The sequence below is a fragment of the Comamonas sp. JUb58 genome (genome assembly GCF_004364775.1).
Lineage (GTDB): Bacteria > Pseudomonadota > Gammaproteobacteria > Burkholderiales > Burkholderiaceae_C > Comamonas.
Genome location: NZ_SOAL01000003.1, coordinates 226,545 through 240,457, shown reverse-complemented (window position 1 = coordinate 240,457; position 13,913 = coordinate 226,545). Strand labels below are relative to the sequence as shown.

12 protein-coding genes are annotated in these 13,913 nt (G+C 65.5%); 6 read left to right on the top strand and 6 right to left on the bottom strand.

The features are described from left to right. The first annotated feature begins 7 nt into the window (after positions 1-7). The 3 genes from EDF71_RS24925 to EDF71_RS04685 all read left to right on the top strand — a co-directional run bounded on the left by EDF71_RS24925 (position 8) and on the right by EDF71_RS04685 (position 2,793). Positions 8-172 carry a hypothetical protein gene (locus tag EDF71_RS24925; protein WP_166656448.1) on the top strand — a complete coding sequence of 55 codons (165 nt, stop codon included), beginning with the start codon at positions 8-10 and terminating at the stop codon, positions 170-172. 101 nt (positions 173-273) lie between these two features. Then, entirely contained in the window at positions 274-1,317 is a 1,044-nt protein-coding gene (locus EDF71_RS04690; RefSeq protein ID WP_243854171.1) for a transporter, read from the top strand. Positions 1,318-1,545: 228 nt separating this feature from the next. Continuing rightward, positions 1,546-2,793 carry a putative Na+/H+ antiporter gene (locus tag EDF71_RS04685; protein ID WP_133855462.1) on the top strand — a complete coding sequence of 416 codons (1,248 nt, stop codon included), beginning with the start codon at positions 1,546-1,548 and terminating at the stop codon, positions 2,791-2,793. A gap of 11 nt (positions 2,794-2,804) precedes the next feature. Here the strand turns inward: EDF71_RS04685 and EDF71_RS04680 are convergent, their stop codons facing one another. The 4 genes from EDF71_RS04680 to EDF71_RS04665 form a co-directional block, all read right to left on the bottom strand. Then, on the bottom strand, positions 2,805-3,746 hold the full coding sequence (locus EDF71_RS04680) for a DedA family protein/thiosulfate sulfurtransferase GlpE (protein WP_133855461.1): 942 nt from the start codon (positions 3,744-3,746) through the stop codon (positions 2,805-2,807). A 195-nt stretch (positions 3,747-3,941) separates the two neighbouring features. Further along, complete coding sequence (locus EDF71_RS04675; RefSeq protein ID WP_133855460.1) at positions 3,942-5,456, bottom strand: tripartite tricarboxylate transporter permease; 1,515 nt, start codon at positions 5,454-5,456, stop codon at positions 3,942-3,944. Continuing rightward, positions 5,456-6,040 (bottom strand): tripartite tricarboxylate transporter TctB family protein, encoded by a 585-nt coding sequence (locus EDF71_RS04670; RefSeq protein ID WP_133855459.1) that lies wholly within the window; start codon positions 6,038-6,040, stop codon positions 5,456-5,458. The genes EDF71_RS04675 and EDF71_RS04670 overlap by 1 nt, the downstream gene beginning before the upstream one ends. A gap of 155 nt (positions 6,041-6,195) precedes the next feature. Further along, the gene (locus tag EDF71_RS04665) at positions 6,196-7,155 is read right to left on the bottom strand and encodes a tripartite tricarboxylate transporter substrate-binding protein (RefSeq protein ID WP_133855458.1); all 960 of its coding nucleotides are present in this window, start codon (positions 7,153-7,155) and stop codon (positions 6,196-6,198) included. A 135-nt stretch (positions 7,156-7,290) separates the two neighbouring features. Here EDF71_RS04665 and EDF71_RS04660 point away from each other — a divergent pair, with 135 nt between their 5' ends. The 3 genes from EDF71_RS04660 to EDF71_RS04650 are packed head-to-tail and all read left to right on the top strand — an operon-like array spanning position 7,291 to position 9,857. Then, complete coding sequence (locus EDF71_RS04660; protein WP_133855457.1) at positions 7,291-7,986, top strand: response regulator transcription factor; 696 nt, start codon at positions 7,291-7,293, stop codon at positions 7,984-7,986. Continuing rightward, positions 7,976-9,445 carry a sensor histidine kinase gene (locus tag EDF71_RS04655; protein WP_133855456.1) on the top strand — a complete coding sequence of 490 codons (1,470 nt, stop codon included), beginning with the start codon at positions 7,976-7,978 and terminating at the stop codon, positions 9,443-9,445. The genes EDF71_RS04660 and EDF71_RS04655 overlap by 11 nt, the downstream gene beginning before the upstream one ends. Then, positions 9,432-9,857, top strand: a complete 426-nt coding sequence (locus EDF71_RS04650) for an RNA-binding S4 domain-containing protein (protein WP_239809138.1) — start codon at positions 9,432-9,434, stop codon at positions 9,855-9,857. The genes EDF71_RS04655 and EDF71_RS04650 overlap by 14 nt, the downstream gene beginning before the upstream one ends. A 43-nt stretch (positions 9,858-9,900) precedes the next feature. On the opposite strand, the gene EDF71_RS04645 is transcribed toward EDF71_RS04650, so the two are convergent. Together EDF71_RS04645 and EDF71_RS04640 are read right to left on the bottom strand one after the other, a co-directional pair. Then, positions 9,901-10,329, bottom strand: coding sequence for a type IV pilin protein (locus tag EDF71_RS04645; protein ID WP_133855454.1), 429 nt, complete (start codon positions 10,327-10,329; stop codon positions 9,901-9,903). A gap of 11 nt (positions 10,330-10,340) precedes the next feature. After that, positions 10,341-13,880, bottom strand: coding sequence for a PilC/PilY family type IV pilus protein (locus EDF71_RS04640; RefSeq protein ID WP_166656447.1), 3,540 nt, complete (start codon positions 13,878-13,880; stop codon positions 10,341-10,343). Between the last annotated feature and the right edge of the window lie 33 nt (positions 13,881-13,913).

Genomic DNA, 13,913 nt, shown 5'->3' with positions numbered 1-13,913 from the left:
GCCGTACATGAACACCACTGTTTTGCGCAGCGCCTTCTGGGTGCTGCTGGTCGCCTTCATCGCCTGGGATTACGTCCACAGCCAGCCGGTGGACCTGCGCTACGAAGCGCCACTGATCGCAGCGGGCTCGGGCCAGCACGCCAGCGGCGGCCACTGCTCGATGCCCGACTGAGCACGCCAGTGCGCGTCATCGCTTTGTCATGAAAAAGTCACGATAGCCACCAAAAATACGGGGGTTGGCGAGGGGCAACCGCCCGTCCCCGGAGTGCTATCTTGAACGAACCCCTGCCGCGCGAGACCGACCCGCTTCCGCTGGTCTCCCCCCATGACAACAGCGGCCTGATCTGGGGCTATGCCTTCGACGGCCATGGCCCCGCCACCGCGCTGAATGCCGAGCAAGCGCAGGCCTGGCTGGCCGCACCGCCCAACAGCACGGGCTTTATCTGGCTGCACTTCAACCTCTCCCACGCCCACTGCCTGCGCTGGCTGCAGCAGTATGCGGCGCTCGATGAGCAGTACTTCGAGGCGCTGCGTGATGGCCTGGCCTCGACCCGTATCGAGCGCATGGATGACGCGCTGCTCGCCGTCATCAACGACATCGATTTCGACTTCCAGTTCGAGTCCAGCGACATCCACACGATGTGGATCCAGGCCTCACCCCAGTGGGTGATATCGGCGCGCGCCCACCCGCTGCGCTCGGTCGATGCGCTGCGCCAGCAGATTCGCCAGGGCGACACGCCCGGCTCCAGCCCGCAGTTGCTGGAGCGCCTGCTGCGCGCCCAAGCCGATGTGCTGGTGCGCATCGTGCGCGATGTGACCCACCGCGTTGACCAGATCGAGGACACCATGCTGAGTGGGCGCACGCGCATGCAGCCGCGCCAGCTGGGTGCGCTGCGCCGCCTGCTGGTGCGGCTGAAGCGTCTGCTGGCGCCTGAACCCTCAGCCATGTTCCGCCTGCTGCAGACGCCGCCGCAGTGGATGCGCGACGAAGACCTGCATGCGCTGCGCGCCGCCAGCGAGGAGTTCTCCGTCTTCCTGCGCGACATGCAGTCGCTCGAAGAGCGCATCAAGCTCTTGCAGGAAGAGATTGCCGCCGGCATCAACGAGGACACCAACCGCTCGCTCTACACCTTGACGATGATCACCGTGCTGGCCCTGCCGGTGAACATGATGGCCGGCCTCTTCGGCATGAATGTGGGCGGCATTCCGCTCAGCCAAGACCCGTTGGGCTTTTGGCTACTGGTCGGCGTGATCGTGCTGTTCTCGCTGATCGCCGCCTGGTGGCTGCGCAGCAAGCGCCGCAACCCGCCGGCCTGAGAGCTTATTCAAAGTCTGCAAAAAGACATTGAAAACCCATATCTGATTATTTTTTTGTAAAATGGAAAGCTTGGGTGTCGTCACATAGGGTGTAGCGGCAGGTTGTAAGCGAAGGTCGGGCCGCCTCGCTGGAACCCCGTTGCCTGCCAGCTTTTGTCTGCGGTCGCTGCCACCTACGTGTGCCCCGGCCGCCCGCAAACGCTTGCATGCTTCGCATCGGAGCAGCCCATGTTTGCGATCGAGCACCTGGCCGCTGGCATCTTTGCCATCGCGCTGGCCCACACCTTTCTTGCCAAGCAATTCGAGCGCCTGTCGCACCGCTACCCGCGCCACGCGGGCGTTTTCCATCTTTTGGGCGAGGTCGAGATCGTCTTCGGCTTCTGGGCCATGGTGCTGATCGGCGTCATGGCCTTTGCCAGCGGCCCAGCCCAGGCGATCGACTACGCCGAGTCGCGCAACTACACCGAACCCCTCTTCGTCTTTGTCGTCATGGTGATGGCGGCATCCCGCCCCATCGTGATGACGGTGCAGCGCAGCTTGGCCGCACTGGCCAGCGCCACGCCGCTGCCCACGGCCCTGAGCCTGGCCTGGCTGGGTCTGGCTGCCGTGCCGCTGATGGGATCGCTGATCACCGAGCCGGCCGCAATGACCATTGCCGCACTCACCTTGGCGCCGCTGGTCTTTACCCCACGCATGCCCACCCGCCTCAAGTACCTGGCGCTGGGCGTGCTCTTCGTCAACATCTCGATTGGCGGCACCCTCACCTCTTATGCCGCACCGCCGGTGCTGATGGTGGCGGCGACCTGGGGCTGGGACAGCGCCTTTATGCTGAGCCAGTTTGGCTGGAAAGCGGTGATTGCCGTGCTGGTCAATGCCAGCATTGCCACCTGGTGCATGCGCGGCCATCTGGCGGCAGCGCCGGCAAGCGACGATGCGCAGGCGCACATGCCGCTGGGCGTAGTGGCCGTGCATGCGGCCTTGCTGGCGGCGGTGGTCGTGCTGGCCCACCACCCGGTGCTGTTCCTCGGCGTGTTTCTGCTGTTTCTGGGCTACACCCATGCCTATGCCAAGTACCAGAGCCCGCTGATCCTCAAGGAGGCGCTGCTGGTGGGCTTTTTCCTGGCGGGCCTGGTGGTGCTGGGCGGCCTGCAAAGCTGGTGGCTGCAGCCGCTGGTGGCCAGCATGGCGCCGCTGCTGCTGTTCTTTGGTGCGCTGGGCCTGACCGCCATCACCGACAATGCCGCGCTGACCTACCTGGGCGCGCAGATCGAAGGCATGAGCGATGCGGCCAAGTACATGCTGATGGCCGGTGCCGTCGCCGGTGGCGGCCTGACGGTGATTGCCAATGCCCCCAACCCTGCCGGTGTGGCCCTGCTCAAGCACGGCTTCAGCAACGCGACCATCAGCATTGGCGGCCTGTTGCTGGGGGCCTTGCTGCCCACCGCCATTGCGGCACTGGCCTTCCTCTGCTTATAAATCGCTGCTGATCAAGCGGGCGCAGCGCTGCTGCCATGCACCTGGTAGCCCGCATCGACCCAGGCATCAATACCGCCCAGCAGCGGCCGCACCCGCCGGATGCCGGCACGGCGCAGCAGCTGCGCAATGCGGGCAGCCGATACCTCATTGGGGCAGGCGCAGTAGATGATCACAGATGCCTCGGGATCGATAGCTGGCAATCGTGCGCCATTGGCATGCGGATCATAGGAATGCGCACCGGGGATGTGCGATGCCTCAAACGCCGTACCGGCACGCACATCGAGGATGACGGGCAGTTCATCGCCGCCCAGCATGTCATTGAGCTCATCGACGGTGAGCCGCTCCATGCGCAGCGAGCGGATCACCTGGCGGCGGCTCCACCAGCGCCGCGCAATGAAGACGGCAAACACGATGCCCAGCAGCAGCAAGCCCCACTGGCCCAGCTGCGCCAGCACGGCCAATAAGTCCTCGACCGTGGAGCTGAACAGCCCCCCCAGCAGCACGGCCGAGCCCACCCAGAGCAAGGCGCCCAGGCCATCGAACAGCACAAAGCGGGTCGGCGTGGTACCCACGGCACCGGCCAGCGCACTGGCAATCGATGCAAAGCCGGGCACAAACTTGGCAATCAGCAGCGACTTGGCGCCCCAGCGGCCGTAGAGCGATTCAGTGTTCTGCACGCAGGAATCGGGCGAGAGCGAGATCTTGCAGATGCGCGACAGCACCCGCCGCCCATAGCGCCGGCCCATCACATACCAGACGCCATCGGCCAGCAGTGCGGCAACCACAGCCACCACCACCAGCAGCAACTGCTGCGCCAGCGAATGGCCATGGATGGCCCCGGTCACCATCAGCACCGGATAGGCAGGGATGGGCGCGCCCAACTGCTCGATCAGCACATTGAGAAATACGATGCCAACGCCGTATTCGCGCACCAGGGCGACAATCAGATCCATGGAAACAAGCCGTTCGTAAGCTGCAAGGGCAGCAAGCGTTTTTGATCCTGGAATGGTAGGCCATGCCAGGGCGGCTGCCTAGCCCACAAATGGGCAATACAGTGTTGCAACTTTAGAACGCTAGCGCGCCCCGAGCAGCATAAAAAAGGCACCCCGCAGGGTGCCAAGAGAAGGATGCTTTGCCAGCGCTGGGCATCAGGCCGCTGCAGCTTGCAGCGCCTTTTTGTTGCCCATCCATTTCAGAACCCGGGGGACGATCAGCACCGCCAGCACGATGATGATCAGGGTCAGCGACATGGGGCGCTGCAGGAAGATGGTCCAGCTGCCTTCGCCAATGGCGACGGCGTTGCGCATCTGGGCCTCGGCCAGCGGGCCCAGGATCATGCCGACCACGACCGGTGCGGTGGGGAAGTCAAAGCGCCGCATCACCACACCCAGCACGCCAATGCCCAGCAGCAGGAACAGGTCGAAGGTGCTCTGGCGCATGCCATAGGCGCCGACGGTGGCGAAAATCAGGATGCCAGCATAGAGCTGCGGCTTGGGAATCTTCAGCAGCTTGACCCACATGCCCACCATCGGCAAGTTCAGCACCAGCAGCATCACATTGCCGATGTAGAGCGAGGCAATCAGCGCCCACACCAGCGCCGCCGAGCTGGTGAACAGCTGGGGGCCGGGGTTGATGCCATAGTTCTGGAACGCGCCCAGCAGCACCGCCGTGGTATTGCTGGTGGGAATGCCCAGGGTCAGCAGCGGGATCAGCGCGGCCGTCACCGTGGCGTTGTTGGCGGCCTCGGGGCCGGCCACGCCTTCGATGGCGCCGGTGCTGCCGAACTCGGCCTTGTCATCACCCTTGGCCAGTTTCTTCTCGGCCGCATAGCTCAGAAAGGTCGGGATCTCGGTACCGCCCGCAGGGATGCAGCCAAACGGCGTGCCGATGACCGTGCCACGGATCCAGGCGGGTATCGAGCGCTTCCAGTCGCGGCGCGTCATGTGCACGCGGCCCATTTTGTTCTGCGTGTCGAGGGTCTTGGCTTCGTAAAGCGCGAAGTACAGCACCTCGGCCACCGCAAACAGGCCCACGGCGACCAGCACGATGTCGATGCCATCGAGCAGCTCGGGCTTGCCCATGGTGTAGCGCGCTGCGCCGGTGATCTGGTCCATGCCGATGCAACCCACGGCCAGGCCCAGGAACAAGGCGGTCAAGCCGCGCAGGCTGCTCTTGCCCAGCACCGCACTGACGGTGGTGAAGGCCAGCACCATCAGCATGAAGTACTCAGGCGGGCCCAGGCGCACGGCAAACTCGGCCACGGTGGGCGCAAACAAGGTCACCACCACGGTCGCAATCGTGCCGGCCACAAAGGAGCCGATGGCCGAGGTCGCCAGCGCTGCACCGGCGCGCCCGCTCTTGGCCATCTTGTTGCCCTCCATCGCCGTCACCATGCTCGCTGTCTCACCGGGGGTGTTGAGCAGGATCGAGGTGGTCGAGCCGCCATACATGGCGCCGTAGTAGATGCCGGCAAAGAAGATCATCGAGGCCGTTACCTCGACCTTGGCCGTGATCGGCAGCAGCATGGCCACGGCCACAGCGGGCCCAATGCCGGGCAGCACGCCCACAGCCGTGCCCAAGGCGCAGCCCACCAGGGCCCAGAGCAGGTTCACCGGCGTGGCCGCCGTCATGAAACCTTGAATCAGTGCATTGAAAATTTCCATCACAGCCACCCTGTCTCGGTCAGCCCGGGCAAGTTGATTGCCAGGAATTGGGTAAAGGCCCAGAACACGGGCGCAGAAATCAGCAGACCCGTCACCAGGTCCTTGCCCATGGTCTTGAACGAGCCCGCCTGCGTTTGGCCGGTGGCGCGGCGCAGGCCTTGCGTGGCCAGCACATAGCACAGGCTGCAGCTAAGGATGAAGCCCAAGGTGGTGATCAGCGCCGCGCTGCTGATCAGCCCTGCGCAAACCCAGGTGAGCGCACCCCAGTCACCATGCTGGGCGCCATCGGGAGCATCGAGGTGGTGGAAGCCGCCGGTCAGCGCCTCCCAGCACAGCCAGATGCCGCAGAGGCCCAGCACGCTGGCAGACAGCCAGGGCAGAAAATCCGGCCCCACGCCGCTGTAGCCCGCCTGCGAAGGGATGTGCAATGCCCCCCAGGACAGCAGGCCGGCGATCACCAAGACCGCTATGCCGACCAGCAGCTGCGAGGTGGTGCGCGGTGTGTGCGCATGCTCGAAAGCCTCCGGCGCAGGCGCGGCGGCGCCGTTGGCGTCGGGCCCCGAAGAATCTGCGGTGTTGCTCATATCGAAACTCCTGAAAAGATGACGGCGCCTCCCTCATGCCACCGATCAGGCGGCAACAGCCCAGCCAGGCACCGGGCCAGGCCGGTGCCTCCATCCGCTGAAAAGGGGGTGCGCAATGCGCAGGGCATGGCCGCCCAGGGCCATGCCGGCTGCGCTTAAACCATGCCTGCGCGGGTCATGGTGTCCTTGAGATTGGCGAACTCTGCCGTGACGAACTGGCTGAAGGCATCGCCGGCCAGCCAGGCCGAGGTCCAGTCGTTCTTCTTCATCGACTCGGCCCAGCTGGCGCTCTTGGTGGCCTTTTCCAGCATGCTGATCAGCTGGGCGCGCTGGTCGGCCGAGATGCCAGGCGCGCCATAGACGCCGCGCCAGTTGCCGATTTCCACATCAATGCCCTGCTCCTTGAGCGTGGGCACGGTCGAGCCTTCCAGGCGCTGGGCCGAGGTGACGGCGATCGGGCGCATCTTGCCGGTGGCAATGTACTCGGCAAACTCGCTGAAGCCGCTGCCGCCGACGGTGACATTGCCACCCAGCACGGCAGCAATCGCCTCACCGCCGCCGCGGAAGGCGACATAGTTGATCTTGGCCGGGTCCACGCCGACGGCGCGGGCAATCATTGCCGCCGCAATGTGCTCGGTGGAGCCGCGCGAGCCGCCGCCCCACTTGATCGAGCCTGGGTCCTTCTTGAGCTGGGCCACCACCTCGGCCATGCTCTTGTAGGGCGAGTTGGCGGGAAGCACAAAGACGTTGTATTCGCTGGTCAGGCGTGCCAGCGGCGTGGCCTGGTTCAGGTCCACCGGCGGCTTGCCGGTGATGATGCCGCCCAGCATGACGGCGCCCATCACCATCATCGCGTTGGCATCGCCTTTGCTGCCGTTGACGAACTGCGCCAGGCCGATGGCACCTGCCGCGCCACCCTTGTTGTCATAGGTCACGGAGCCAGCCACGCCCGCATCCTGCAGTGCCTTGCCCAGCGCGCGGCCGGTCGTGTCCCAGCCACCGCCGGGGTTGGCGGGCAGCATCATTTTGACGTTGGTGGCTGCCTGGGCAACCATCGGCAGGCCGCCGGCAGCGGCCATGGCCAGCAAAGATTTGAGGAACGCATCACGGCGCATGCTTGTCTCCAGTTTGGTGTTGTTAGTGCCTGAATCATCGCGACCCTAGCTGTCAAATGGCTGTCAGCCAGGCCCTCCAGAACTAGGGAAAACACCGAGTCCGGAGCCGTCGGCGAATTGGTGCACACTCCCGCCATGCACCTCTTGCTGATCGAAGACGACCCCACCATGCAGACCACCTTGCAGCGCACCTTGCGCCGGCGGGGGATGGAGGTCACCCCCATCACCGATGGCGGTGCGGCGCTGCCAGCCTGGCGCAAGTTGGAGCCCGATGTGGTGGTGCTGGACCTGAGCCTGCCGACGATGGACGGGCTGGAGATCATCGCCCAGGCGCGCAGCGAAGGCCTGGCCACCCCCACCCTGATATTGACCGCGCGCGGCACCGTGGGCGACCGCATTCTGGGCCTGAACTCGGGCGCCGATGACTACCTGGCCAAGCCCTTTGACCTGGACGAGCTGGAAGCGCGCATCCGCGCCCTGGTGCGGCGCGCGCAACCGCTGGTGGCCGAGCCCGCAGCACCGTCTGTGGCGCCCGGCATGGCGCTGCGCTATGACAAGACCTCCGAGTCGTTTTACTGGCGTGGCAATTTGTTTGAACTGACGCCGCGCGAAGTGGCTTTTCTGCGCGTGCTGAGCCAGCCCATGGGCCAGGCGGTGACCAAGGAGCGCTTGTTCAGCGCCGTCTTCGCCGGCGAGAGCGATGTGCAGCTGGAGGCTGTCGAAGTGGTGGCCTACCGCCTGCGCAAAAAGCTGGCGCCCACCCATATGCAGCTGATGACCTTGCGCGGCCTGGGCTACCTGCTCAAGCCCGGTGCCGCCGATGGCGCCTGACAGCAGCAAGGCCGCCGGCCGATCCCAGGCGCCACGTATCCGCTCGCTGCGCCGCAACCTGCTGCTGGGCATCTTGCTGCCCGTGGTGGTCTTCATCATCTACAACACCAGCAGCCTTTACCGCCAGTCACTGCAGGCCATCAACACCGCTTATGACCGCAGCCTGCTGGCATCGGCCAAGGTGATTGGCGAGCAGCTGACGGTGGCCGGTTATGACGAGCTGGCGATTGTCGATTCGGCCGTACCCTATTCGGCGCTGGAGGCTTTCGAGGCTGACAACCAGTCGCGGCTGTTCTACCGCGTCTCCAACATGAGCGGCGAGCTGATTGGCGGTTTTGCCGAGCTGCCGATCTGGCGCGGGCGCATTGCCCAGCAGCCGCCCTATGCCGCGCTGGTCGATTTCTACAATGCCGAGTTCCGCGGCATGCCGGTGCGCATGGCCGCGCTGCTGCAACCGGTGGCCAGCGCCACCGGCCGTGGCATGGCCTTGATCCAGGTGGCAGAGACCTTGGAGATCCGCGAATCGCTGGCGCGCGACATTCTCTGGGGCACCCTGGTGCAGCAGGCCTTGCTGTTTGGCTGCATTGCCGTTGTCGTGGTCGTCGTGGTGCGGCGCGCCACCTTGCCGATCCTGCAGCTGAGCGACCAGCTCAATGCGCGCAGCGACCATGCCTTGCAACCCCTCAAAACCCCAGCCGCGACGCCATCAGAAGTGTTGCCGCTGGTCGATGCCACCAACCGCGTGATGGCGCGGCTGTCGCACCTGGTGCAGCACCAGAAGCGCTTTGTGCGCGATGCCTCGCACCAGCTGCGCACGCCGCTCGCCGTGCTCAAGGTGCAGGTGCAATCCGCCCAGCGCGGCGATGTGGAGCCCGAGCAGGCATTGAGCGAGATTGCCGCCACCGTGGACCATGCCACCTTGCTGGCCAACCAGATGCTGTCGCTGGCCAAGGTAGAGCAGCTGCACCAGTCCGAGCACACCCAGACCGTTGACCTGACGGCCATCGTGCGCGACATGGTGATTGAGCTTTCGCCCTTGCTGGCCGACAAGAACCTGCAGTTCGAGCTGCAAAGCGAAGAGGTGCTGCTGGCCGCCCACCCTTGGATGCTGCGCGAGCTGGTGCGCAACCTTTTGCACAATGCCATCCAGCATTCACCACCCGATGCACCGCTGCTGCTGCAGCTGACGCAGCAAGGCCCAGCAGCGAGCTTGCGCATCAGCGACTGGGGCCCCGGCGTCAGCGCCGAGATGCAGGCGCGGCTGACCGAGCCCTTTGTCACTGGCAACCTGCGTGATGGCTCGGGCCTGGGCCTCGCCATCTGCCACTCCATCGTCACGGCGCTGGGCGCACGCCTGTCCTTGCACAACCGCCTGCACCATGGCCATATCCAAGGTTTCGATGCTGTAGTAGAGTTCAAGCCGAATGTCCAACCACCCGCCGAAGATGGCCCACACTGAGACCGACCAGACTCCCACGATGCGCATCGACAAATGGCTGTGGTGCGCCCGCTTTTACAAGACCCGCGCCATTGCGGTCGAGGCCATTCACAAGGGCCATGTGAAGGTCAACGGCACCGTCGCCAAACCCTCCAAGGAAGTGCGGGCGCAGGACACCGTCGAGCTGCTGCAGGCGCAGACGCCGCGCACCGTCGCTGTGCTGGGCATGGCGGCCACACGCGGCCCCGCGCCCGTGGCCCAGCAGATGTACGAGGAGACCGCCGACAGCATTCGCCAGCGCGAAGTGCTGAGCGAGCAGCGCCGCCTGGCGCCCGAGCCTGCCAACAGCCTGCAGGCCGGCCGCCCCACGAAGAAAGACCGCCGCGACATGCAGGAGCTGCGCAGCTGGAACGACCGCTGGAGCGCGCAATAGGCGTCTGCATTTGCGGCCTCTTCTGACCTAAGCGCTCTGCGCCTCAGCGCCAGCACTCCGCCGAGCTGCTGCCCTGCGCCAGCTGCAGATTGTCTTGCCGCCCATCCTGCGTCAAGGTGTAGTTGCCGCAGCGGTCCCGCTGTTGCGCCCCCTGTTTACGGGTAGCCACCAGGGTATAGCGCGCAGGGCTGTTGCCATCGGCAAAGCCAATCGTGTAGCGCTTATCGGGCAGCTCCTGCCAGGTCAGCGCCGCAGGCAATTCCAGCGGATAGACACCATTGGCGGTGGCCGCGCGCTCCAGCCATTGCGCGGCTTGGAACAGCCCTGTGCGGGCCTCCGTGCGGTGGCCCCGGCGCACATATTCGCTGTAGCTGGGCAAGGCGACCGCGCTCAAGATGCCGATGATGGCCAGCACAATCATCAGCTCGATCAAGGTCAAGCCGGCGCATGCCTTGCAAGGACGAATTTGCATGCCCGCCCCTTTCATCGCGCCTGGCGCCATGTAGGCCGAATCGGCACTTCCGGCAGATCGCGCAGCGATTCGCCATCGATGCGGATGCGCTGCTGGCCCTCGCCATTGCGCAGGCGCAGCATCGCATGCGGGCCCGCGCCCAGCGACATGCGCGAGGCCTGGCCATCGGACTGTGCATCAAACACCCCATCGCCATCGGCATCCAGCAGCTGCAAGCGTGGCCGCGCGCCATCGATGAGATTGAGCAGGCTGAAATACTGGCGTGCTTCAGTGCCCTCCACCGGCTCACAACGCTCCTGGCCCGGTTCGCCATCGCGGGCATGCGCGGGCACCTCGCTGATCACCGCCAGCAGATTGCTGCCGCTGTAGAACCCCAAAGGCTGCAACAGCCGTTCGCCAGTTTCTGGTAGGTCCAGGTACCAGCCTCGGTGCTGGTTCCAATCCAGCGCGTCGGCGCCTTCGCTTTCGTCCATCGCCCAGAACTGGCGGCTATCGCTGCTGCGGGTATTGACGGCGCTCGGGTTGATGCGGCGCTGCAGCAGCTGGCTTAGCGCCACGGGGCTGGGCAGATCGGCATCGCTGCCCAGCGCCGACTGGCATTCCGCATCGGCCGCCGAGGCGCATACCTCCACCCGCTCACCGCGCTCGCCCACCCTCTTGTAGCGGCTGGAGTCGAGCACGGCATACAGGCTCTGAACGCTATCGTCTTGCGGATCCTGGCGGCTGGCGTTGCGGCCGGTGCCAAAGGCCACCATCAGGCCGCCTACGGGCACCTGGCGCTGGCCACCCGCCTGCTGCAGGGTGCGCAGGCGATCATTGCTGCGCACCAAGGGGGCAGTGCTGATGGGCTGGAGCAAACTGCGCTGCCCAGGCGCACTGCGCGGGCCGCCCCGGGCCTGGTAGAGCGGCACGCCAGCGGTGCCCTGGTTGCTGGTGGTGGCCGCGAGCGCGCCCCACTGTGCGACGCCCCATGCCGCATCGTTGTCGGCGCTGATCAGAAACTTCCAGAGATTGCCCTGGTTGTCGCCGGCGTAGACCACATCGGGCCGGCCATCGCCGTTGATATCGACCAGCCTGGGAGCAGACAGGCCGTTGTCCTGCAGCTGGCGGCAGCTCGCCTGCGGCGTGGTCTGCTGCCTGCAGGCCTGCGCGGTGGTGGCGCCAGTCGCCACCAAACGCAGCAGCTCTTGCGCGCCATCGAGGTACTGGATCAGCAGCACCGGCCTGCCATTGGCGCTGTTGTAGCCATTGCCCAGCACCAACGCCCAGCGGCCATTGTTGAGCTGGGCGATTTGCGTTGTGCGCTGCGGGTCGATGTCGTCGCGCGAGGGGCTGGCAGTGATATGGCCGATATCGGCAAAGGCCTCGGCCAGCTGTGTGCAAGCCTGCAGTGCTGCGCCCGTCTCCGCCTCGCAGCGCAGTGCGGATTCCGTCGCATGCCAACTGCGGTCCATCAGTACCAGCTCTGCTGCCTGCGCTTCGGCAAACGTCGTCTCGGGCTCGGTGACATCCAGCACAAAAAAGCCCTTGCCACCGGCACCCAAGGTGCCCGCCAGCACGCTGCGCCAGCGCGGGCTGCTGGCGCTGCCCAGGTTGGCATCGCCGGCCAGCGGCGAGCCATCGACAAAATAGCGGTGCTGGCCATCGTAGGCGGGTCTGGTCAAAGCACGCAGACCGAGAATCACGCCCCGGGGCACATAGGCTATTTTTTCTTCGCCACTGCGGGCCGAGAAGCCGTGCAGCATGCCGTCATTGCCACCGACATAGAGCATCGGCAAGCGGTTCTGCTGGCGCAACACAAAGTCGAGGTAGCTTGCGTCGGTGTGGCGCGCAGAAGGCTTGCCCAGGTACCAGATTTGCGAGTTCACGATATCGCCTTGGCGTGAGTGCCTGCTGCGCAGGCTGCCACCATGCTGGACTTCCTGGCGGCGTTCGCCCCGCAGATAGTTCAGGCGCTGCTCGCCGCTTGCCTGGCCTTGCTCGCCATCGGTATGGCATTGCAGGGCCAGCTTCTGCGCCGTGCTCCAATGGCTCTCATCTGCGGCCCAGCGAAAAGGCACGCCGCGCTGCTGCGCATCGCCCCAAGTCAGCACCAGGCGCTGCTGCCAGGCAATCGCATCGAGCTTGTCAGCCGTTGTCTGCCCGCCCCAGCCAGGTGCCGGCTGCAGGCGGCCATCGCTGCCCATCGCCTGCGCCTGGATGGTGCCCGACCAGGCACGGCCCGGGTCGTAGCTGGCGGTAAACAGCAAGGCATCCTGCGCGATGGCTTGGCTGGCGCTGGCGGCACCGGTGCTGGCCTTGGCTGCTCCCAGTGTTCCGCCTACATGCTGGGCCTGTATATCGGCCAAGATACTGCGCAGTGCAGTCGCTACATCGGGCCCATTTGTGGCCGCATAAAAACGCCCCCGGCCATTGATCGCTGCATGCCAGAGATCCAGCGCGCGCACGCCTTCGCCCTGCGCATGCATATCGGGCCAAACCACATCCCCTTTGGCCAAGGCTGCAAAGCTGCCGTCGTAGCCCAATGGCAGTTGCTGCCTAGGTGCCAGGATCTCCGGCGCGCCGGGCCAGGTGCTGGCATCCAACCCAATGCCCACCGTATAGGTCTGCAGATGCGGCCAGCTGGCGGGGTTGTAGCGCGGGTTCCAGTAGCGCTCCAGCACGGCAGGCTGGCCGCTGCCGTCGGCAAAACGCTCACGCGGCGGTGCTTGGCGGTAGTCAGCTTCAGGTGCTAGACTGCCGCTCAAGCCTGACCGCTGCAAGGGGTCGGCCCAGCTGCGAAAAGCCCAGTCGGCCAGGGTACTGGGCACCGCATCGCTGTACAGCTGGGTGGCGGCCCTATGCGCGGCGCTGCCGCCGCCGTAGACCTGGCCGTCGGGCAAGGTTTTGGCACGTGTGTGGTCGTCTTGCGCGCCGCCCGTTGCTGGGCCATCCCAGCGGCTGCCAGCCAACACAATGTGGTAGTTGCGGCGGCAGCCTAGATAGCTACTGCTGGCGGCACCCGGTTCGCTGGACCAGGGGCCTTGCGGGCTCAACGGCCGGCGCAGATAGGCATCGGCCTGGCCGAACAAATGGTGCAGATCACTGCTGTGGCCGGTGCGGAGCGAATCGGCAAAGACCAGAAATTGCTGGCGGTGGCGGCCCTGCAGCGCCTGCATGCCATTGCTGACTAGGCGCGGGCTGTTGACCGAGCTAGCCCCAGCCCGGCGGCGCTGGCCTTGCACCATGCCAGCCGGCCCGCCACCGGGTGATGCGCCATGGTTCCACATCGCCTGCCAGGCCAGACGTATCGCACCATCGGGAAGCTGCTGCCCCTCACCCAATACCTCCTTGAGCGCATGGCGCAGCACGGCCATGCGCTGCGCTCGCGTATCCCAGAGGCCATCGCCATCCGGCGTGGTGATATTGGCCAAACCTGCCTCTGTACTGCCCATGCGGCGCTGCATGGCGGCCGAGTCATCGATGGAGAGGATGACATTGGGGGCCACAAAGGAGCTGGCACCACCGCTAGGTTCGGTGGCCAGCTCCAGCGGCCAGGCGGCAGTGGGCATCAGAACGGTCCAAGCCAGCGCGCACATTCGAGT

What these genes read in the sequence shown, in the direction of transcription:
- EDF71_RS24925 (WP_166656448.1), top strand. Translation starts at nt 8, where the DNA reads ATGAACACCACTGTTTTGCGCAGCGCCTTCTGGGTGCTGCTGGTCGCC.
- EDF71_RS04685 (WP_133855462.1), top strand. Translation starts at nt 1,546, where the DNA reads ATGTTTGCGATCGAGCACCTGGCCGCTGGCATCTTTGCCATCGCGCTG.
- EDF71_RS04680 (WP_133855461.1), bottom strand. Translation starts at nt 3,746, where the DNA reads ATGGATCTGATTGTCGCCCTGGTGCGCGAATACGGCGTTGGCATCGTA.
- EDF71_RS04675 (WP_133855460.1), bottom strand. Translation starts at nt 5,456, where the DNA reads ATGGAAATTTTCAATGCACTGATTCAAGGTTTCATGACGGCGGCCACG.
- EDF71_RS04670 (WP_133855459.1), bottom strand. Translation starts at nt 6,040, where the DNA reads ATGAGCAACACCGCAGATTCTTCGGGGCCCGACGCCAACGGCGCCGCC.
- EDF71_RS04665 (WP_133855458.1), bottom strand. Translation starts at nt 7,155, where the DNA reads ATGCGCCGTGATGCGTTCCTCAAATCTTTGCTGGCCATGGCCGCTGCC.
- EDF71_RS04660 (WP_133855457.1), top strand. Translation starts at nt 7,291, where the DNA reads ATGCACCTCTTGCTGATCGAAGACGACCCCACCATGCAGACCACCTTG.
- EDF71_RS04655 (WP_133855456.1), top strand. Translation starts at nt 7,976, where the DNA reads ATGGCGCCTGACAGCAGCAAGGCCGCCGGCCGATCCCAGGCGCCACGT.
- EDF71_RS04650 (WP_239809138.1), top strand. Translation starts at nt 9,432, where the DNA reads ATGGCCCACACTGAGACCGACCAGACTCCCACGATGCGCATCGACAAA.
- EDF71_RS04645 (WP_133855454.1), bottom strand. Translation starts at nt 10,329, where the DNA reads ATGCAAATTCGTCCTTGCAAGGCATGCGCCGGCTTGACCTTGATCGAG.
- EDF71_RS04640 (WP_166656447.1), bottom strand. Translation starts at nt 13,880, where the DNA reads ATGCCCACTGCCGCCTGGCCGCTGGAGCTGGCCACCGAACCTAGCGGT.